Annotated in this window: 23 protein-coding genes; 12 read left to right on the forward strand and 11 right to left on the reverse strand. The window is 44.0% G+C overall.

All coding sequences use genetic code 11. From position 1 onward, the window contains the following. Positions 1-35: 35 nt before the first annotated feature. Positions 36-464, reverse strand: a complete 429-nt coding sequence (locus tag B4F99_RS13440) for a hypothetical protein (protein ID WP_290758860.1) — start codon at positions 462-464, stop codon at positions 36-38. Between the two features lie 327 nt (positions 465-791). After that, positions 792-1,193: an RrF2 family transcriptional regulator gene (locus B4F99_RS13445; RefSeq protein ID WP_290758862.1), complete on the reverse strand. Its 402-nt coding sequence runs from the start codon at positions 1,191-1,193 to the stop codon at positions 792-794. Positions 1,194-1,481: 288 nt separating this feature from the next. Between B4F99_RS13445 and B4F99_RS13450 the strand changes: the two genes are divergently transcribed. From B4F99_RS13450 to B4F99_RS13480, 7 genes are all read left to right on the forward strand, one after another. Then, positions 1,482-3,797, forward strand: coding sequence for a sensor histidine kinase (locus tag B4F99_RS13450; protein ID WP_290758864.1), 2,316 nt, complete (start codon positions 1,482-1,484; stop codon positions 3,795-3,797). After that, on the forward strand, positions 3,787-4,092 hold the full coding sequence (locus B4F99_RS13455; protein WP_035407545.1) for a hypothetical protein: 306 nt from the start codon (positions 3,787-3,789) through the stop codon (positions 4,090-4,092). The genes B4F99_RS13450 and B4F99_RS13455 overlap by 11 nt, the downstream gene beginning before the upstream one ends. A gap of 12 nt (positions 4,093-4,104) precedes the next feature. Beyond that, positions 4,105-4,659 (forward strand): cysteine hydrolase family protein, encoded by a 555-nt coding sequence (locus tag B4F99_RS13460; protein ID WP_290758866.1) that lies wholly within the window; start codon positions 4,105-4,107, stop codon positions 4,657-4,659. A gap of 2 nt (positions 4,660-4,661) precedes the next feature. Beyond that, positions 4,662-5,801, forward strand: a complete 1,140-nt coding sequence (locus B4F99_RS13465; RefSeq protein WP_290758868.1) for a M14 family metallopeptidase — start codon at positions 4,662-4,664, stop codon at positions 5,799-5,801. 84 nt (positions 5,802-5,885) lie between these two features. Then, on the forward strand, positions 5,886-6,767 hold the full coding sequence (locus B4F99_RS13470) for a manganese catalase family protein (RefSeq protein WP_290758870.1): 882 nt from the start codon (positions 5,886-5,888) through the stop codon (positions 6,765-6,767). 30 nt (positions 6,768-6,797) lie between these two features. Beyond that, positions 6,798-7,088, forward strand: coding sequence for a spore coat protein (locus B4F99_RS13475; protein WP_290758872.1), 291 nt, complete (start codon positions 6,798-6,800; stop codon positions 7,086-7,088). A gap of 74 nt (positions 7,089-7,162) precedes the next feature. Then, on the forward strand, positions 7,163-8,275 hold the full coding sequence (locus B4F99_RS13480; protein ID WP_290758873.1) for a hypothetical protein: 1,113 nt from the start codon (positions 7,163-7,165) through the stop codon (positions 8,273-8,275). A gap of 44 nt (positions 8,276-8,319) precedes the next feature. On the opposite strand, the gene B4F99_RS13485 is transcribed toward B4F99_RS13480, so the two are convergent. Then, the gene (locus B4F99_RS13485; RefSeq protein WP_290758875.1) at positions 8,320-8,709 is read right to left on the reverse strand and encodes a thiol-disulfide oxidoreductase DCC family protein; all 390 of its coding nucleotides are present in this window, start codon (positions 8,707-8,709) and stop codon (positions 8,320-8,322) included. Positions 8,710-8,897: 188 nt separating this feature from the next. Between B4F99_RS13485 and B4F99_RS13490 the strand changes: the two genes are divergently transcribed. Further along, positions 8,898-9,647, forward strand: coding sequence for an SDR family oxidoreductase (locus B4F99_RS13490; RefSeq protein WP_290759490.1), 750 nt, complete (start codon positions 8,898-8,900; stop codon positions 9,645-9,647). A 55-nt stretch (positions 9,648-9,702) separates the two neighbouring features. Here the strand turns inward: B4F99_RS13490 and B4F99_RS13495 are convergent, their stop codons facing one another. The 4 genes from B4F99_RS13495 to B4F99_RS13510 all read right to left on the reverse strand — a co-directional run bounded on the left by B4F99_RS13495 (position 9,703) and on the right by B4F99_RS13510 (position 11,438). After that, on the reverse strand, positions 9,703-10,161 hold the full coding sequence (locus tag B4F99_RS13495) for an NUDIX hydrolase (protein ID WP_290758877.1): 459 nt from the start codon (positions 10,159-10,161) through the stop codon (positions 9,703-9,705). Further along, positions 10,133-10,855, reverse strand: coding sequence for an alpha/beta fold hydrolase (locus tag B4F99_RS13500; RefSeq protein WP_290758879.1), 723 nt, complete (start codon positions 10,853-10,855; stop codon positions 10,133-10,135). Before B4F99_RS13500 ends, B4F99_RS13495 begins: the two co-directional genes overlap by 29 nt. Continuing rightward, positions 10,845-11,258, reverse strand: a complete 414-nt coding sequence (locus B4F99_RS13505; protein ID WP_290758881.1) for an RDD family protein — start codon at positions 11,256-11,258, stop codon at positions 10,845-10,847. Before B4F99_RS13505 ends, B4F99_RS13500 begins: the two co-directional genes overlap by 11 nt. Positions 11,259-11,270: 12 nt before the next feature. Continuing rightward, positions 11,271-11,438 (reverse strand): hypothetical protein, encoded by a 168-nt coding sequence (locus B4F99_RS13510; protein ID WP_156358986.1) that lies wholly within the window; start codon positions 11,436-11,438, stop codon positions 11,271-11,273. Positions 11,439-11,560: 122 nt separating this feature from the next. Here B4F99_RS13510 and B4F99_RS13515 point away from each other — a divergent pair, with 122 nt between their 5' ends. Continuing rightward, the gene (locus B4F99_RS13515; protein ID WP_290758886.1) at positions 11,561-12,487 is read left to right on the forward strand and encodes a zinc-dependent alcohol dehydrogenase; all 927 of its coding nucleotides are present in this window, start codon (positions 11,561-11,563) and stop codon (positions 12,485-12,487) included. On the opposite strand, the gene B4F99_RS13520 is transcribed toward B4F99_RS13515, so the two are convergent. Further along, entirely contained in the window at positions 12,469-13,065 is a 597-nt protein-coding gene (locus tag B4F99_RS13520) for a hypothetical protein (RefSeq protein ID WP_290750932.1), read from the reverse strand. The genes B4F99_RS13515 and B4F99_RS13520 overlap by 19 nt on opposite strands. After that, positions 13,066-13,797, reverse strand: a complete 732-nt coding sequence (locus tag B4F99_RS13525) for a DUF5694 domain-containing protein (RefSeq protein WP_290758889.1) — start codon at positions 13,795-13,797, stop codon at positions 13,066-13,068. A 131-nt stretch (positions 13,798-13,928) separates the two neighbouring features. On the opposite strand from B4F99_RS13525, the gene B4F99_RS13530 reads away from it, so the two are divergent. After that, on the forward strand, positions 13,929-14,345 hold the full coding sequence (locus tag B4F99_RS13530; protein WP_290758892.1) for a hypothetical protein: 417 nt from the start codon (positions 13,929-13,931) through the stop codon (positions 14,343-14,345). A 303-nt stretch (positions 14,346-14,648) separates the two neighbouring features. Beyond that, complete coding sequence (locus B4F99_RS13535; protein WP_290758895.1) at positions 14,649-15,503, forward strand: AraC family transcriptional regulator; 855 nt, start codon at positions 14,649-14,651, stop codon at positions 15,501-15,503. 83 nt (positions 15,504-15,586) lie between these two features. Here B4F99_RS13535 and B4F99_RS13540 read toward each other — a convergent pair whose 3' ends face one another. Further along, the gene (locus B4F99_RS13540) at positions 15,587-16,939 is read right to left on the reverse strand and encodes a phenylacetate--CoA ligase family protein (protein ID WP_290758898.1); all 1,353 of its coding nucleotides are present in this window, start codon (positions 16,937-16,939) and stop codon (positions 15,587-15,589) included. A 249-nt stretch (positions 16,940-17,188) separates the two neighbouring features. Then, a complete protein-coding gene (locus B4F99_RS13545) occupies positions 17,189-17,578 on the reverse strand; it encodes a hypothetical protein (protein WP_290758901.1) in 390 nt (129 codons plus the stop codon). Positions 17,579-17,738: 160 nt separating this feature from the next. Here B4F99_RS13545 and B4F99_RS13550 point away from each other — a divergent pair, with 160 nt between their 5' ends. Further along, the gene (locus tag B4F99_RS13550) at positions 17,739-19,163 is read left to right on the forward strand and encodes an NAD(P)H-binding protein (RefSeq protein WP_290750952.1); all 1,425 of its coding nucleotides are present in this window, start codon (positions 17,739-17,741) and stop codon (positions 19,161-19,163) included. The last annotated feature ends 75 nt before the right edge of the window (positions 19,164-19,238 follow it).

Here is a 19,238-nt window from a genome sequence, read left to right on the forward strand (position 1 = left end):
AGGTCGAACCACTGATGTGGCTCGACCTGCTTTATTTAATAAGACGTTCGATCGTCATTTATGACGCTTTGAAAATGTTCTGTGAATCGATTGATCGCTTCTTCTGTATCAAGATTTCCAGAAAACCAGATCTTTTTGTCTTCTGAAAATGTAAGATGCAATGAGTCATCTATTGTAGACTCCACTTTAAGTGTAGCAATCGTATCTGACTTCATTAATGTCTTTTGTGATAGAGTGACCAGTTCATTCGTCAACGTTTCGCGTGTATCTTCTGACGTCTTTTCCTGGAGAAGATCAACTGTCTTATGAAGCAATACGGCTTTTGAGACTCGCGATAAATTCAACTCTCGAATTTCAAACATGTAGGCGTTCTCATGTTCATTCTGACGCTGGACGATGAATCGTGGAGAATGTACTAAATGTTGAACGAAGTGAACGAACATTTCGATGGTCATTTCGGACATACCGAAACCCTCCCTTTTGCATGGATCAACGGACGAATGCCTTTAATCCTTTATGTGAATGGACAGTAAGAGTCCTGTATGAAATCAAGCAGGTGAATTGGGAAAAAAACCTCCCTTCTGTAAAGTTATACCACAAAAACAAGTACAAAGTGTACATGTTTATGTTTCAAAACTAAGATTCGAATAGCCTCCGAATCTTGTTTATAGTAACATAAAAGATACTAGTTATAATCATATTTAATATGATCATCTGATAAAAATCTGCATGACTGGAATATGTACACGGATAAAGAGCCAGAGATCATCTATTCCTCTCTGACTCTTCCATCAATCGTTCATCGTTGGCGCGATTAAATCTTGTAACGTATATGCCTGCAGCGCGTCCGTAAAGGACGTGAATGCTTGATCGAACGCTTGTCGTGTGTTTTGCAAACTACCATTTTTATTTGGAACTGTCACATTTTCAAGATAGGATACTTCTTCAAATAAATGAACGATTTCTCCTAACGTAATCGTTTCTGGGGATTTCGCTAATTTGAACCCACCATTACGACCTTGTACAGAAATGATGAGACCAAACTTGCTCAATGAATGGACAATCTTCATCAAATGATTTTTAGAAATATCATAATGGGTTGCCACATCCTGAATTTGCACGAGCCGAGTCGGATGCGACGCTGCGAAAATAAGCACACGAATGGCATAGTCCGTAGAGCGAGTCATCTTCATCCATTTCACCTTCTTTTTCTTTCCTTTATATAGACATAGTACAGAAGCTCACTCATTTTCACAATCAATAGTATGGCTTAAAGTGTCGTTTATAGTGGTTTTGCACATATGTATATCGTTTATCTTAAAGGATATGAAGTGTCAAAATCTAGGCATTTCTCGGAAAAAGTAAAATGATATTTTAATTTGATGAAGCAAATTATTTAGTTATTTCAAGTCTATGATAAGATTCTTTTAAACATGTACGTTTAAAGTTTATTTATATATTTTTTAGAAAGAGGTCTTGTCATGAATTGGCTCTCATCAAGTATGTTCCATCGGTTTTATATTTTATTGTTTTCGAATTTCTTAATTTTTGCAAGCATCAGCGTCTTAACATTTTACATTGCTCAAAAAGAGCTAGAGCAACACCGAACTTCATCACAGAAGATCACATTACAAAAAACGCAAGCTCGCACGCTTTGGAATGAAGCACAACAAGTCAATCTCCAAGTCCAACAAATTGACTTTAATGATCAAGATGATCTGAAGCAAATCAATAAAAGATTGAAACGTTTACAAAAAAACGTTGAATCGTTCAGTCAACGTTATTCAGATCCATCAGACGAACGATTTGCGCATCAACTCGTTCAATTTTCAAGATTTTTGGAACAGGAAGTCACTTTGCAAATACGTACGGATAATCAAAAGCTGGTTCAGCAGTCTGACTTCGTCGTTAACGACTACTTTCGAATGATTCATAATGAAGAGAAAAACGCACAGCAGTCGCTACAACAAAGAACCGCTGAAGTATTACGCTACGCCTTTGGTGTGATGATCATCGCTTTTTGTCTTCTCAGTTACTTGATTTTAAGACTTGTGCGGTCTTTTCGAACAGATTTACTCGATCTCGTCGATCAAACGAAACAGCCTGATCGATTGGAACAGAATGATTTTCAGAACCGTTCCGATGAGATTGGTACACTTGGGCGATCGATGCAACAAATGACGACGTTGCTCGCATTTGAACACCAGCAAACACAAGTTGCTAATTTACAACTTCAAGAGTCTTTACACCAACAAAAAACAATCGAGCGACAACTTCAATTTCAAAATCAGTTAGCCACTCAAATTTTGCGTCATCAATCTACTTCAGGTCTTCACACCTGGCTACAAGTAATCGGTAGTCATTTTCGGGCGGCTCATATCTATTTTTCACCGCAGTCGGAGAATTTTGAACCTGTCCATATCGCACTATCAGACGAACCAATTTATGACAAAGAACGGTTGGAGTTAGAAGCGAAGACCGAGCTAGATACATCCATCCATCTAATCGAGAAGGAGCAGTTGACGTTATGTGCTCTCCCTTTACACAGTCCGTCAAAATTCATTGGTTCATTGACGTTACAATTTCATCATCGTTTTACTGAGACTGTCGCACTTCAGAAAACGACTCATTTATTAAATATCGGGTTGATGCGATTGCTTGATGACATCCGTATAAAAGAACACCATCAATTGATTCAGCGCATTTTAAATGGTTTACGAGAAGCTATCTTATTCGTCGATGTGACGAATACGAATATCTTTACGAATCGCGTGTTTCATCAATTATTTCCGAACTGGTCACCTTCTGAAAACCAATCTGAAAACTTAGCATTCGTCATCGAAGCCTTCGAACCGTTGATTCTCGAAACAGAGGCGTTATATGCATATGTCGAACAAATCAAAGCAGGCTTTGACCACGCATCAGTTATTCCAGCTCAGGATTTTTCAATGCCAGACGATCGTCATTTACGACTTTACACAGAATTTTTACCCGAACGTCAAGGTATTCTATTTGTTTTTCGTGAACGCACAGTTGAAGTCAACCATGCTAAAAAGGAGCAAAACTTCATTTCGGTTTTATCACATGAGCTTCGAACGCCACTTGCATCCATCGAAGGGTTCAGTGAATTAATGTTACACCGGTCGTTATCTCCTTCAAAACAGCGAAAATATTTAGAAACCATGCGGAGTGAGACACAGCGACTCAGTCAACTGTTAACCGAATTCCTAGATTATCAGCGACTTAGTCATCAAAAAGAATCCTATCAGTTAGAATCATTTTGCATCGAACATATGCTCATCGAGTTAACAGAGTGGTTGAACGTTGCGACATCGACGCATCATTTACAAATCCAAACTGACGGTCCTTGCCTGATTACGGCTGACCAAGAAAAAATCCGGAGGGTCTTATTAAACATCTTGAATAATGCGATAAAATACTCTCCCGTTGATTCAAATATCCAAATCTCGTTAGCGTGCTGTGAAGCTGAAATCGTCATCACCATTAGCGACGACGGATATGGTATCCCAAAACAAGATCTTCCCTACCTCTTTGATCCGTATTACCGTGTCGAACAAGCAGACCACCTCCAAGTTCAAGGAACAGGTCTCGGTTTACCGATTTGTAAGGAAATCATCGAAGCGCATGGTGGGAGAATCACCGTTCATTCAGAAATCGGAAAAGGATCTGACTTTTTTATCCGTTTACCTCGTGATGAAGAGTGGAACACAACCAATAACATGTACAATAACAGTATGAATAATCTACAACTAGGAAGTGAAGAACGTGGAAGCTGATTTAAATCAAATCGTTCACTGTTTAAATCAAGATTTTAAACAGCATAAAACTGTCTTCAGTGCAATGGCACTGAAAGAAACCAACCCCTGCATCGTCTTGATGGAGGATCACCGCAAAAGACGATTGAATGATGCTTTGTATCAATACTCTGATTTCATCGCTGAATTGGAATCACTTATTTATCGCTGTTTAATTGATGTCCGGGGAGCCCGTGAATCAGCCTCCCCTTCCGAGATTTTTATCTCTAAAGCCCAACTCTATTCGCCTTATCATTATTTGATTACTTTTTTATGAGAGGAGTCCACCATGACTGTTCAAGAAAATACAGCATTGTTGATCATTGACGTCATTAATAAGATGGATTTTGAAGGAGCTGAGCAGTTAATGCAACAAACGCTCCCTGTCCTCTCACCACTCACAAAATTAAAACGACATTGTAAACGTCAAAATATTCCCGTGATTTACGTCAATGACAATTTTGGTCTGTGGCAGGAAAATGTCAATCAAATCATTGATGAGTGCCGCGGGGGTCTTGGGGATGTACTCATCGAAGCACTCCATCCAGAAGAGGATGATTACTTCATCATCAAGCCCAAGCACTCAGGTTTTTTCGGTACTCAGCTCGATATTTTATTGAAGCATTTGGATGTCTCGCGTCTTATCATCACCGGTAGTACGACCGACATGTGTATCTTATTTACAGCAAATGACGCCTATATGCGGGAATATGCCATTCATGTCCCTGCAGACTGTACGGCAGCAGAAACCGCTGTCGCAAAAGATCATGCCTTAGAAATTCTCAGTTCGACATTATCACTGGATTGCTCCTCGAGTTCATGCTTGATGAATAAGGAGGAATAACCATGCTTCATTATTTTTCTGGAACGTATGAATCAGCACGCGAACGTTTCAATGAGACTGCACAGTGCATTCTTTCTCAGCATTATCCGAAGCTAACGCATGATTCACTGGAACAACAAGCGTCACTCTATTCCGATTGGTGGCACGGCCAGTCCGGTAATAATTCAACATTACTGATCTTAACCAGTGGATTACATGGAATCGAAGGGTACGCAGGGAGTGCCATGCAGCTCCAGTTTTTATCAGACCATATGAAACAGGTAAATACGGGAGAAGTCGATATTTTGCTGATCCATGGTATTAATGCATATGGGATGAAACATCATCGAAAAGAAACACAGCATAACCTCAATTTAAATCGAAACGCGATTCACGATTTTTCAAAGGCAGATTTACGCAATCCGGGTTTTGATGAGTTGCAATCTTTGTTTATAAAAAGGTCAGGTTCAGGACGGCGTCTGGATTACATACCGTTTACACTGCATGTCTTATACGACTTGCTTCGTCTAGGTCCACACGCTTTTTTAAAGGCTGCGACACTTGGACAATTCAAGCATCCGACCGGATTCTATTATGGCGGACATACGCAAGACGCTTACTTCTCCGATGTGTTAAGTCGGCTCGTCGATACACTATCTGCTTACCAACATGTCGTGATGCTCGACTGCCATACGGGGTATGGACCAGCGGGTCAAGTCCAACTCGTCATGTCGTCGGAAGATCCACGACACGCTAGGGAGGTAGAAGTATACACACGTTATCCGATCGTCGATCAACCACGAGATCAACAGTTTTATGCAATTGAAGGAGAATGGTTAAACTATCTGTATGAAGAAACAAAAAAGCGACACATCGGTTTTTTGGGTTTAACATTAGAGTGTGGAACGCTTGGAAAGCATCCTTTTGCCCTACTCCGAACTTTAAAAGCAACGATTGATGAAAATCGTCTCTTTTTCAATCAAGCAGTTGCCCCTCGACGGATTAGAGAGCGATTCGATGCACTTTACATCCCTAAAAATAAACAGTGGCGACGGTCCATCTTGAACGAGACATCCTTCATCTTTAACAACATCACTGAATGGATCAATGATCCTAAAAGTCATTCTTTGATTAAACGTTCACTTCAACCTATCGAAAAATAAGGTAAAACAGGTTTGAAAGAAACTGATTAAGGTATATAACATGTGTAAATCGCATATGTTTAAAACTTAAAGGGGGTTCTTTTCATGTTTCGCCATCAAAAAGAATTACAATTCGAAGTCAAGGTTGATCGACCCGATCCAAAGCTTGCTCGGGCCGTGCAAGAGGTACTCGGTGGACAATTCGGTGAGATGACGGTCATGATGCAATATCTTTTCCAAGGCTTCAATTGCCGTGGTGAAGAAAAGTACAAGGATATGCTGATGGATATCGGGACGGAAGAAATCGGGCACGTTGAAATGCTGTGTTCCCTCATTTCTCAATTGCTCGACGGGGCGTCACCGGATGATCAGGCAGAAGCTGCCAAAGATCCAGCGACGGCAGCAATTCTCGGGGGTATGAATCCACAGCATCTTCTTGTCAGCGGTCTCGGTGGACTGCCATCGAACGCCAACGGCATTCCGTGGAACGGATCTTATATCGTCGCGAGCGGTAACTTGTTGGCAGACATGCAGTCGAATTTACATGCTGAATCACAAGGTCGTCTTCAGGTCGCTCGCCTCTATCATATGACGACGGATGAAGGCGTTCGTGCTACCTTCCGTAAGATGCTCGCTCGCGACCGGTATCATCAGTATCAATGGATGGCTGCGATCGAAGAACTGGAGACGAAAAATGGAGTTGTCGTGCCTGCTACTTTCGCACCGGAAGATGAGATGGAAGCGCAACCGCATGCTTATGAGTTCTGGGACCTATCGGAAGACACAGCTTCAAAAGAAGGTCGCTGGGCTCAAGGGGAAGCGCAGGATGGAACCGGTGAATTCGTTCATCTAGAAAATCCTGCACCGCAAGGAAATATTCCGAACATGAAGGTACCGGCACACAAACTTCACCACGACCTAGCAGAAAAAACAGGAATGCAAAACGTCAAAGATACTGTCAAACGTATGTTACATGATAAGGAGTGAGATCGATGGCTAAATCACCACTCGCAATCCATGAAACACTCGAAATTCATTAGCCGTCCCAGTAAAAAACGCGACGAGTTGATTGCGACAGACTTCTTGATTAGCAGCAAATCACTTGTCCGCGCTTATGCTGTTGCAATTACGGAAACGGCTTCTCCTGACGTTCGAAAAGTCTTGACTGAACAGCTGAACAAAGCCATTCAGACTCACGCAGCAATCGCCGGATACATGATCGATCATGAGATGTATCACGTGCATGACTTGAAAAAACAATTAAAACACGATCAAGAAAAACTAGAAGTCGCTAAAGGCTTACTATGACGTTCCCCCTTCCCTTCTGATTTTGAAGTGGAAGGGGTTTTCTTTCAGAATTCGTGTAAGGAGCGATCAGTCTCATGATTGACATCAATCATATTCAAATCAAACAAAGTGGAGAAACTGTTTGTCTCACCTGGGAAGGGACAAGTAACGTCCGTCTCTTATTAAATAGTAGACCGTGTTTCATTCAGAACTCGAATAGCTATCAAACGGAGACACTTCCTTTATTTGAGCCTTTGTCATTCGAACTGATCGATTCAGATTCGAAGACACGTATCGTCACCGCTCTTGTTTCAAGTACAGATGATTTGTTCTGGAACCGAAAAATGACTGTCCTGATCCAACAAGATCATGCTGTCCGACTGTTGTGGGGTGAAATCCCAGAGGTATCGCATTATACGGTATTTCAAGATGGGCATCGATTAGGTCAAACTGCGTCACCCGAATGGAAAGGAACGATTAACCCTGAACAATTTACACGTTTTGAAATCCGGGTGCTCCGTCCAATTTCAAGAAAATCGATGCCGTTCGCACGGATGATCGAGACGTTCGCCCGCGTTACGAATCAGATAAAACAGGAACAAGACCGTGAACGAGAATTTGAACAATTCGTGCTCTATTTTTCTTTGTACCCGCTATCCGCTTCACATAAGAAGGTTTCTTCTTACCGATTGCGTGTACTGACGTTCATTGCTCCTCCAATTCTCATGAACCCGAATCCGTTTTCTTCGCATCGTTATTTCGAAGGCGATGCGCGACAATATTCGCCTTTTTCAAAAGAGTATCGCACCTTTACAGAAGTCCTGACATTTGATGGTGAAACCACTCATCAACTATCAAAACAAGCAAACCCTACCCGATCTTTTGATGCTCGTCATCAGTTATATCGAGAAGATGTAGCGTCGACTCAGCGGGTCTATTTATCAGATCAATCAAAAGCACGATATACGCTCCACCACTCTGTCGGCAATCCGCTCGTCGTCTCACCTAATATCGACTACGAAATCAAGGTAGCGCATCATGCAAATCTTTGGCGTATCGCAGGAACACATCTCCAATCACCGCACCATGAAGTATATCTGGATGAAGGAGACGATTGTTTTGAAACAATCCACCAAGCCCATGATTTAGGTTTAAGTTTCCTCGGCAATCCGTTGCCAAGTTGTCACTGGTTGCATGTGACCAACTAATGAACAGAAGAAAACCGCGACCGATTCGTCGCGGTTTTTCATATTTAGTCGTGAAATCGAGCACGTGTCTCCGGAGACGGCAGTGCACACTGCTGCTTTTGTCCAAACCAACGATGACGATTGTTTGCAACGAAATCATAGACGCGATCCCGAAGTGAACGTGGAACAATCTGAAACACACTCAACAGACGCCATCCACCTTTTAAATGACGGGCAATCCGTAACGCTGCATCTGATTTAATATAGGGTACACCTCGATCAATCACAACGACACTGTCGATCGTTTCCGGAAGATTATGACGCCGGACGAGCTCTTGTCCTGTTTCCCCTTGTAACGATGCAAAATCATGATATCCTTGGTCTCGTTTTAAGATGAACTGGACGCTCGCGTCACAGAGATTGCATTCTCCATCGAATAATACGATTGCTTTCATGATTGATTCACCCTTCCCTACCTGTTTAACGAATGATTTTGTACACTTTTCCTTTACCACACTTTGGGTATAAACATGCAATTATTTAGTATGTTAAATCATGATAACGCTTTCTCTTCTTCTCTTCATTCCGTTATACTGATTCTGTAAACATTTGGTTTTTACAAATCCATCTACTTAAAAGGAGCATATATATGACAAAACGATCGATTGCCATCGTGACCGGTGCCAGTCAGACACGCGACATCGGAGCTGCAATCTGCCGCCAACTTGTCTCTTCTGGACATGACCTGATCTTTACTTATTTTAAAGCAACAGCGGATTGGGCGGCTAGTTTTACGACCGAACTCGAAAGTCATGGTGCCCGCGTCCTTGCGATTGAACTCGATTTAAGTCAAGCAGATGCCGCTGACGATTTATTCGATCAGTTAGAAGACTTTGGAACACCAAGTATCCTGATCAACAACGCTGCCCATTCGACAATGACAGATTGGCGAACGCTTGATGCAGCAAGTCTTGATCAACACTATGCCGTCAATCTCCGGGCACCGCTGTTGCTCGCGACACGTTTTACGAAGCGATTCGCTGAAGCACATCTAACGTCCGGTCGTATCATTCAACTGACGTCCGGACAAGACCTCGGTCCGATGCCTGACGAGATTGCGTACGCTACGACGAAAGGTGCCTTGTCGACGTTTACGAAGACATACGCGGCAGCCGTGGCACCGCTTGGCATTACCGTCAACGCCGTCAATCCAGGTCCGACCGACTCGACTTGGATGGATGAAGCAACCCGGACGGCGCTTAAACCTAGTTTTCCGTTCGGTCGAATCGGCGCGCCGGAAGACGTCGCACGATTGATCCAATTCCTCGTCAGTCCTGACGGTGGCTGGGTGACCGGGCAAGTCATCCATTCCGAAGGTGGATTCGAACGCTAAACGTGTAGCATGCAAAAACATCCCTCTGACGTTAAAATCAGAAGGATGTTTTACGTTATCGAAAGACCGGACCCGGTTCCGTCAAAAAATCGTTCCAGGCGGTTTGATGCAGTTCACTATAGAGTTTTGGCATCTGATCTTTTTCAAAAAAAGCAACATCGAGTGATTCATTGGAGTCGATCGTTAACTGTCCCCCATTGATTCGGCAAACGAAAAAATGGACGATCGGTTGGGCGACATCCCCGTTTGGATACATCTCTTCGTATTTCGAATAAACACCACTCAAACGTTCGATCCTGACATGAAAACCGGTCTCTTCCAAAATCTCACGCTTGGCTGCTTCGACAATCGACTCTCCGAGTTCCAGTGCGCCGCCGGGAAAGCCCCACGCTTGTTGCTGCCGCCGTTTTTGTAGAAGAATGCGTCCCTCTTCGTCGAAGACGATGCCACCTGCAAAGTTCAACATCACTTTTTCCTGACCGACCTTACTGCGGAGAAAACGTATATAGTCCATCTGTCGCCCCTTGAAGTTTGACGTGCTTCACCCAGACAATCAGTTGTTCGATCATCGCCTCCGTCACAGTATGATTCACACCCGGAAAAACACATAATTCAGTCGTTTGCGTCATACCTGCTTGAACTGCTGTTACGTGATAGTACTGCTGGATTGATAGTGGAATAATGTCATCAGCATCCCCGTGCAGGAGCAAACGCGGACGCTCATCCATCACATCGATCGGATCGATCTTCCATGGTACATCTGTTTCTTTGATAGCAGGTCGTCCGTCGCGCGTGCGGAATTGATGCTCCGCTTCAAGAAAGGCACCGCCCCCATTGATCGCAACGAGCGCTTTAATCGGTAAACGCGCCATGATTCCGTGGGCAATGAACCCACCCATCGAGACGCCGATCGCGATCGNNGAAACATGCCAGCCTGATTGTTCGATGATAGCTGTCGCTTCCTTGATCGATTGTTCAACGACCGTCCAAAAATAGGTCGTCGATACTTCTGGATCAAACGGATGATCAAACGGTTCACGTTGATCGTGTCGAATAAGTTCCGGGATAAAGACATCGAACCCTTCTTCAGATAATTGTCGCGCAAACTCTAGATAAGAAACAGCCGTACCGCCCCAACCATGGTAGAGTAGAATGGCTCCTGTTGGGTGAGAGGAGCGGACGCTATGGACATGAAAATCAAGCTTCATTTTTTAGCTTCTCCTGGTTCAAGCGGACGATCGTTCTCGCAAAGTCATCTTCCGGTAATCGTTGTCCGTTCTCGAGAAACGGTTTCCAATACGGTTGAATCTTAAACAACGAGACCGTATCGCGATAAACTGTTCGACGGACGATTTGTTTCGTCGTCAACGGCAATCCGTTCTCGCTCTCGACCTGTATGCCACAGATCTGACCGCCAACCGTTTTTCCATTCAACAGTTTTAATTGCGCGACTTCTCCTAGAAAACTGATCGTCGGTTGTGTCACGACGGCGTGAACGACTTCTGACTTCACACGTCGTAATACCGTTTTTTCGATGACGACGGAAAGTCCGAGATAGACAGCCTGGTTGATGATATACGCACCGATTCGTCGTTTTGTTGTTGAGTGCATGGATGATCCTCCTTATACGTTAAAATAGACGACAGCGCCGAGTGCACTGACAGCAATCAAATAAAAGACGATCGCGAGTCGTTTGTTTGCGGTAGAGATATCCTTTCGGACAAGGATTTTACTGTACCGAAACGTCAAGAATGCGAACACGAGCAAAGCCAAAATCAATAATGGTTCCATTCGACCTCCCCCTTCCCTTACTTATTCTACCTCATTTCTGGTTTCGAATTGTTATATTTTACAAGTAAAGTGGTATATGCTTAATTTATATGTAATCAATCCAATAATGAAATGAGGTTCATATGTTGAACACTATAACGATTTGCTGTCTTATGGAGCCGAAGACGCCCGGTTATCTCGTTCGGGAACTGCCGCCGCTCGGCATCCATGACGTCCACGTCCGCACTCTAGCCGGTGCCATTAGTATCGGCGCCGAACTTCCGCAATGGCTAGAACAAGACATGACTGAAACCAGCTATAACTATCCGCTCGAGACCGGATATGAAAGTTACGGTAAGGTGCTTGCTGTTGGTGAAGCGGTCCAAACCGTCAAACCCGGTGATCGGGTCGTCAGCTTCTATGGTCATCAAGATCAAGCGGTTGTACCTGAGTCGAAGGTCATTCCGGTTCCTGCTCATGTCTCACCACGTGAAGCTTTGCTACTGATTCTATCTTGTGACGCGGCAAAAGGCGTCCGAAAACTGACATTGACGCCCGACGCGAGAGTCTTAGTTTCTGGAATGGGTACGATCGGTTTGTTGACGGTACATTACTTACGGCATTACGTTAACGTTCGCCAGATAGATATCATCGAGCCGCTCGCCTCCCGAGCTGAATTAGCACGTCAATTAGGGGCACACATCGTCACGCCGGATTCAGACACGTATGACGCCGCCATCGAATGTTCCGGGCGTCAAGCGGCCTTTGCCGAACTTCAATCCGCTGTCCGTCCTCATGGTGCAATCTGCGTCTTATCGGACGGCAACCTTGAATCTTTGACGTTGACGCCCGCGTTTCACGCAAAGGAACTTCAGATCATTGCATCGAGTGACGGTTGGAGCTACCATATGCACGCAGACTGGCTTTTTTCCAACGATCGTCACGCGACATTACCTGCTTTGTTCGAACAAGAAACTTCGTTTTCGGAGCTCGCCAACTGCTTCGCTGCCTTAATGGCATCGACCGATCTCCCGATCAAAGTCTTCGTTGATTATGAGCAGACGAGCTGAACACCGTTCGGATCCGTGCCTGCTAGCGATACGTCGGAAAAGACTGCTTCTTGCAAGACGGTCTTCTCCCCGCGGACGGTTTGGATTTGCGGAACCGGTTGATCGAACAGTTTCGCTAAATCCGCCTCTAATCCTTCGAGCGGCGTCGCTAGGATCAGACGCTCAAGTGTCGTTCCATCAGTATCCGCAATCGCATCTTCATGGATTTGCAGTTCAATCCGTAATCCGTATGGTGTCTGCAAAAACGTCCGACGCTCATTCGGTTGGACTGTAAATGAAAGTGTTTCTGCACGGTCAAGGATCATTTGCAAGTCATCTGATTGAATCAAAAATCCGATGTGGTCGAAGCGAATGACCTTCCCGTACCCGATAGTCACGTTCACTGCCCCGCGTTTCATTTCAATGATCCGAAACACAATCTTATCCGTTCGAAAATCGTTCCATGTCAGAGGTGGATTAAACGAAGAAAACTCTCCATCTTTCTTTCCAATGCGCTGAGAAACGTGAAACCCGCGTGCTGTATACCAGGCTTCTGTTTCCTCCAAATGTGGTGTCCAAATATGGTAGTGAAATAGCATTTACATACACTCCTTATCGTTGTTCCAATCGCTCCATGTCATCACTACAACTTGGTTCGATTCATTTAAGTATTGTCTTAATAGCGGAAGATGCGCAGCACCGTACAAACAGACGATTCGCTCGGTCGTCTGGGCAAGTTGCAGTAGACGATCGGCAATCTTTTGATTACGGGCATGCCAGTAGCGTTCGATCCAAATTCGCCCGTTTTCCAGCTGTTCGATTTGATCGTAGACCTTAGCGGACGCTGCAATCGTCTCTTCAGCGTGCAATTGATCGAGCCACTTGGAAAAGGATAACTGCTCCATCGCGTTCTCTAATTGTTCAGTCCGCTTCATCTCAGCAGTAACGATCGTCTCGAAAGCTTCCGGATGATGTGAACGGACTATTCCTAAATCCGGTACGCCTGGTACGATTTCGTTCCAATCGACTCCATGCAACTGTGCTAATCCTGCCATCCGGGCTAGGCGAAAGCCGATTTGTTGCCGTTCATTAGCGGTTAAATCACTCTCGTATTGATAGGTGTCATATGTATGTTGCAGGTCACTTATGCGTTCAGGTGACGTTTCAAGAGCAACGCATGTCGGTTGAAATCTGTTTAATCGAACGACGACTTCCTTGATTTCCTGTTGCCGTCTCTCTGATGCGACATCAAAAATTACTGGACGAATCAGATCACCATTTGCCGGTCGATCAAGATGGAACATGCCTAACAGTAAAATCTGGGGCTTCATCTACATTCCTCCTTTTCCTGATTTTACCTTATTTTTTAACAAAAGATGCGACATTTATCTATGATCAATTTAGACGAATGATCTCAATTTACAATGACTATTTGATTTATTGTATTATCATGAATTAAAAGGTGAATAATTTAATATATGTTAAAATTAAACAAAAAAAGCGTGCAGAGGTTCTCATGAAAAGAAGATTCGTCATTTTCTCAATCGGATTTCTGTTTGTTTTGATGGGATGCAGTCAGGCTGGTACAGAAGAAAAAGGAAGCTATGCAATGATCGTCATTGTGAACAATAAAGAATATAACGGAACAGAAGCTGAATTGGACGCATCTAAACAACAAGGAGAAAAAATTAGTACGATACTAAAGAAAACAAAAGCATACGAAATGCCCCAAGCGAACAGTCAATCGAATCTCTTTTCAGTCGGATCCACCATCTATGCTGTTAAAGGAACAGAAGATTTCATCATCGTAAAAGACAAAGAAAATAAAAAATGGCTTTTACAAAAGGTAAGGGATATCGAAAACAATCTGAATGGATGAGGTAATTTAAAATACTTTTAAAGTGGTAAACCTTTCAAAGTACTAATAACGCGTGTATTTTAAAATATACGTTTAAACGAGGTATGGTGAGAAATAATTAGAAGGTGGACAGCTGGTAGAGAAATAGAGGAAAGCGATTGTAGATTACTCTTTGATACCCATGTCCTCGTTACTTTACGATACCTGCTATATCTGACAGGAATAGGACAAAATCAGCGAAGAGTGAACCCTGACAAATTGAGTTTGCCTTGGACAGGTCAGTTGCTCATTGCACCAATATACTAAAGACAAGGAGGTGACAAGATGTGGCTCGAATCCATTCAACGCGTCATCGATTATATCGAGGATCATTTAGAGGAACCGCTTGATCTCAACGTTTTAACAAATGTTGCTCAGATACAGGCATATCCTTTACAACGAACGTTTTCCTTACTTGCGATGATGACCTTACCTGAATACATCCGGGGGCGACGTCTGACGCTTGCTGCACAACATTTGACACAGACGGATGAAAAAATTATCGATCTCGCCTTACGTTTTGGATATGAGACGCCGGAAGCTTTCACAAAAGCTTTCAAACGTCAGCATGGTTGTTCCCCGACGTTGATGCGAAGCGAGCGACGTCCGATTCACGCCTATAACCGCCTGAGCATTCAGGTGACCTTGAAGGGACTGGAGCAAATGGATTATCAACTCATTGAACGACCGGCTTTACAGATTTCAGGATGGCGAAAACATTTTCCAACGCAAGATGGTGCCCAACAACAGCTGATTCCGTTGTTTTGGAATGATGTCAACGATTCTGGACAAGACGCTGTCTTGTTCCAACAAAATGATGGACAAATCGAAGGTGTCGTTGGTGTCTGCTCCAATTTCACCGAAGCATCGATGGATTATTGGATCGCGACGACAACAACGGAAGTCCTACCCGGTCAGGAAACGATGACGATTCCTGCTGGTCTTTGGGCGACGTTTCCGGTCGTTGGTCCAATGCCACACGCCATTCAAGTGATGTGGCAACGTATCTATCAAGAGTGGCTTCCTTCACATGGTTATGAACCGTTACTTCATGCAGAACTCGAAGTCTATTCGGCAGGCGATCCATATGCCGCCGATTATCAATCAGCAATTTGGGTCCCGGTTCGTCCGCGATCATAATTCGAACGGTTTACGAGATATTCGAAAAACGAGACACCCCATCTTAGGGGCGTCTCGTTTCTTATATTTTTGCATGAAATGTTTCATCCAGCGTATTGTTGTTTAATTAGTAATGTTTTTCCACTGATTTCTTTCGGAATTTCTGGTACAGCGCGCATGACGACATTCAGTTGTCCTTCAAACAATCGATCCAGAACGAAAAAGAGTTTCTTCTCGTGTTCTTTTTCGAAGCACCGTTCATCTGGTACATACAATAATATAATCTCATCCCGCGTCTCTTGAATATATTGCACACGTTCGATACAGTTCGGGAATGCTCGAACGATTCCTGAGAGCTCCCCTTCAAAGACACGGTGTCCATTTCGTAATTGGATGAAACTTCGTCCTCGTCCGTCAATCGAAGCGATGATCGGACCTTGGTGACCACAAGGACACGTTTCCTGGCTGAGCGTCATGCGATCTCCAACTCGATAGCGAATAAGTGGTGTGCCGTGCGTATCGAAGCTCGTCACGAGAATTTCGCCATCCTCATCGCGTTCAATGATTCCCATCTCATAATGTAAATGTTTTTTGCCATACGGACATTCCGCGACGATCGGAGCCCCTTCTGAAGACGCATACTGATCATAGATTGGCGCATGGAAAACATCCTCGACAAGTGCTCGCTCTTCTGCCGTCATCATCTCAGCCGTCGGAAAAATCGCTTTTGGACGAAATGTGCAAGTCATGCCATATTTTTTAGCATATCGTGCAACTTCGATCATTCCTGAAGGCAAACCATCAATCGATTCCGGCTGAAACCGATTGAGCTGTTCAATATATGCGGCTGCGGTTTTCGGATTGATGTTTTTGATCGAGAACAACATTTGATTGATGACTTTATTTGTCCGCCAATAAACCGGTGCCTTTTGTTGAGGCGAGGCAAGGGTTTGACCGGTAAAACTCGCACGGCGCATCCCTTGATCGACGCCATGTGTCCATTTGAAAAAGTCGAGATGCGCCATGCGGATTTGCATGTCTTCTTTCGTGTAATGGACTTGAATCGATTTGCCGGTCGTACCGCCCGTTTTCCCGAGAATCGGAGCATGGACGCGCGCATGGACATCCTCATTTTGTTGTCGTAAGATTTCTTTCGTCAAAGGAGGAATTTGTGTTAGTTCGTCAATCGATCGTAGAGGGAGCTCTAACGCAAGAGAGGAAAACAATTCCTGATAATACGGACTATGCATTTGGCAAAAAGAAAGGAAGTCGTTTAATCGATGCAACTGTTCCGCCCGTATGTCATTCGGTCGTCCTAACTTCTGCTTCAGTTCTTGTAGGCGTTGTTGATAGGCTGGACCATATCGTTCGTGGAACAGGCGACGTCCTTGTAAAGTCGTCAACAAGTTTTGGATGAAGATCGGTGAGTGAAAGTAGATCGATTCTTTGAGCTGCATGATGTCACTCCTTCCATAGATAAACCACCTTTTACTGATACTTTCATCTTATTTCCAGTCGTCGCCCACCTCAATTAGTTCTTCGTGAATAAACTTAGCTTTTATTTTCAGGACGATTTATTTTGTTGAACTCTGATTTACGAACATCTTCTCATCGATTCTTGAACTTACAACTTTTCTTCCACAATAAAAAATCCGACCGACGAATCAGGAAATCTCTTCGTCGATCGGATTCATATACGTGTACCATTACGATTTCGCGACTTTTTGTAGCATCTGACACCCGTAAGCCCGTAATTTAATCGATTCGAGTACAAGCGACATCTGTTGTTCATCCAATCGTTCAATCAACTCGATGATCGTTATCGTCGTTCGCCCATTATATAATTGTACGATCAAGTGGATGATTGCTTCTAACGCTGGACTTGGATAGGGTTCTGCCAGAAATTCACGATCAAAAAACTCACCACTATCCGGAAAGAAATAATCCGAGAATCGTTCGAGCACTTGTGGCTGTCCTGTTGCGAGATACAGCATCGAGACCATCGCTGCATCTTCTCGTTGTTTCGGCTTTAAGCGTCTCCACAACAGATCGAATCGTCGTTCATGTTCCGCTTGCATGAATTGTATCGTCTGCATGGTTGAAGCCTCCTTTGTTTTTCATTCTTCCTGTTGATTCTTTTCCTTATATTTTTATTCCCTATTCCATCCAACTGAATCATCTCAGCGTATCCTCTTACGATTGAACTGACACGATTGGGGGTACATTACAACAGATATAAGAGAGGAGTTTACACCCATGCCAACGCGCCTAGCTTTAGCCGGAGCTACCGGTTACATCGGTCACAATCTACTGAACGAACTGAAGAAAAAATATGACGTCATTGCCCTTTCTCGAAACGGCGATGATAAGGACAATGAGGAACGTGTCGAATGGCGATCGTGCGATCTCTTTTCTCTAGACGATACGATTGCTGGTATGAAAGGAGCGGACATCGCTGTCTACCTCGTTCATTCGATGATGCCTTCTGCTAAATTGACACAAGGATCGTTTGAAAACATGGACTTACTGTTAGCCGATAACTTTGCCCGTGCAGCAAAAGAAAATGGTATCCGACAAATCATTTACTTAAGTGGTATCATTCCTGAGGAAACAGAAAATCTATCGCGTCACTTAAAGAGCCGACTCGAGGTCGAACGCGTTCTTGGTGCTTATGGCACACCGGTGACGACGATCCGTGCCGCATTGATTGTCGGTCCAAAAGGCTCATCTTTCCCAATCTTATCGAAGCTCGTCAAACGCCTCCCCGTCATGGCACTCCCACGATGGACACGTAACAAGACACACCCCGTCGCTTTACCGGATGTCATTCATGCACTTGGTGAAAGTGTCGATCGCGATGATGTTAAAGACCGGGCAATCGATATCGGTGGACCGGAAGCGATGACCTATAAAGAGATGATCCTTCGAACTGCTGACATCATGGGAAAACGACAACCGACCATCGATATTCCTTTATTGACCGTTAAATTATCTCGACTTTGGGTGACGCTCGTGTCTGGAGAACCAAAAGAAACCGTCTATCCACTCGTTGAAAGCATGGTTCATGAGATGGTTGCAGATCCAGAAAAAATGGTTCCAGGGATCAGTGACGGAAAAATTACATTCGAACAATCGGTCCGTGATGCGCTAAAAGAGGAGGAAGAAAAAAAAGGTTCTTCTTCCTCGTCGTCTTCAACACCAGACGCCCTTGACGTTCGTTCAGTTCAACGTGTTCTTTTGCCGAAGGATCGCGATGCCGACTGGGCAGCTGACGATTACATGGATTGGTTATCTTCGTTTGCGCGTCCTTTCCTATCATCAACTATGAAAGATCAAGTCGTTGGAATAAACATTCCATTTTACGAACAACCCCTACTTGAATTGACGAAGGAACCGGTTCGTGATCGACAAATGGCGACATACCGGATTACCGGCGGACTATTCGCAAAAGTCGAGGAAGATAGCCGGGGTCGGATTGAATTTCGGCAAATTCCCGGTACACAGGAATGTATCATTGCCATTCACGAATTCGTCCCTGCTTTACCGTGGATACTCTATAAGGTGACGCAGGCGAACGTTCACTTGCTCGTCATGTATCTCTTTAAATTACACTTATTGCGTCGAATTCATTCGACGGAACAAGAATCAACACACGCAGACGAAATCGTTCCGTCATCTTGATCCCGATTAAAACGATCCGCCTCTTCCTTGGCGGATCGTTTTTTGTCGCTTGCAGAAGGATGACGAAACTAAAAA

This window comes from Exiguobacterium sp. UBA3491 (genome assembly GCF_002377745.1).
Lineage (GTDB): Bacteria > Bacillota > Bacilli > Exiguobacteriales > Exiguobacteriaceae > Exiguobacterium_A.

What these genes read in the sequence shown, in the direction of transcription:
- B4F99_RS13550 (WP_290750952.1), top strand. Translation starts at nt 17,739, where the DNA reads ATGCCAACGCGCCTAGCTTTAGCCGGAGCTACCGGTTACATCGGTCAC.
- B4F99_RS13450 (WP_290758864.1), top strand. Translation starts at nt 1,482, where the DNA reads ATGAATTGGCTCTCATCAAGTATGTTCCATCGGTTTTATATTTTATTG.
- B4F99_RS13440 (WP_290758860.1), bottom strand. Translation starts at nt 464, where the DNA reads ATGTCCGAAATGACCATCGAAATGTTCGTTCACTTCGTTCAACATTTA.
- B4F99_RS13540 (WP_290758898.1), bottom strand. Translation starts at nt 16,939, where the DNA reads ATGCAGCTCAAAGAATCGATCTACTTTCACTCACCGATCTTCATCCAA.
- B4F99_RS13460 (WP_290758866.1), top strand. Translation starts at nt 4,105, where the DNA reads ATGACTGTTCAAGAAAATACAGCATTGTTGATCATTGACGTCATTAAT.
- B4F99_RS13510 (WP_156358986.1), bottom strand. Translation starts at nt 11,438, where the DNA reads ATGGAACCATTATTGATTTTGGCTTTGCTCGTGTTCGCATTCTTGACG.
- B4F99_RS13445 (WP_290758862.1), bottom strand. Translation starts at nt 1,193, where the DNA reads ATGAAGATGACTCGCTCTACGGACTATGCCATTCGTGTGCTTATTTTC.
- B4F99_RS13525 (WP_290758889.1), bottom strand. Translation starts at nt 13,797, where the DNA reads ATGAAGCCCCAGATTTTACTGTTAGGCATGTTCCATCTTGATCGACCG.
- B4F99_RS13505 (WP_290758881.1), bottom strand. Translation starts at nt 11,258, where the DNA reads ATGCACTCAACAACAAAACGACGAATCGGTGCGTATATCATCAACCAG.
- B4F99_RS13470 (WP_290758870.1), top strand. Translation starts at nt 5,886, where the DNA reads ATGTTTCGCCATCAAAAAGAATTACAATTCGAAGTCAAGGTTGATCGA.
- B4F99_RS13475 (WP_290758872.1), top strand. Translation starts at nt 6,798, where the DNA reads ATGAAACACTCGAAATTCATTAGCCGTCCCAGTAAAAAACGCGACGAG.
- B4F99_RS13520 (WP_290750932.1), bottom strand. Translation starts at nt 13,065, where the DNA reads ATGCTATTTCACTACCATATTTGGACACCACATTTGGAGGAAACAGAA.
- B4F99_RS13480 (WP_290758873.1), top strand. Translation starts at nt 7,163, where the DNA reads ATGATTGACATCAATCATATTCAAATCAAACAAAGTGGAGAAACTGTT.
- B4F99_RS13515 (WP_290758886.1), top strand. Translation starts at nt 11,561, where the DNA reads ATGTTGAACACTATAACGATTTGCTGTCTTATGGAGCCGAAGACGCCC.
- B4F99_RS13465 (WP_290758868.1), top strand. Translation starts at nt 4,662, where the DNA reads ATGCTTCATTATTTTTCTGGAACGTATGAATCAGCACGCGAACGTTTC.
- B4F99_RS13535 (WP_290758895.1), top strand. Translation starts at nt 14,649, where the DNA reads ATGTGGCTCGAATCCATTCAACGCGTCATCGATTATATCGAGGATCAT.
- B4F99_RS13495 (WP_290758877.1), bottom strand. Translation starts at nt 10,161, where the DNA reads ATGGACTATATACGTTTTCTCCGCAGTAAGGTCGGTCAGGAAAAAGTG.
- B4F99_RS13545 (WP_290758901.1), bottom strand. Translation starts at nt 17,578, where the DNA reads ATGCAGACGATACAATTCATGCAAGCGGAACATGAACGACGATTCGAT.
- B4F99_RS13485 (WP_290758875.1), bottom strand. Translation starts at nt 8,709, where the DNA reads ATGAAAGCAATCGTATTATTCGATGGAGAATGCAATCTCTGTGACGCG.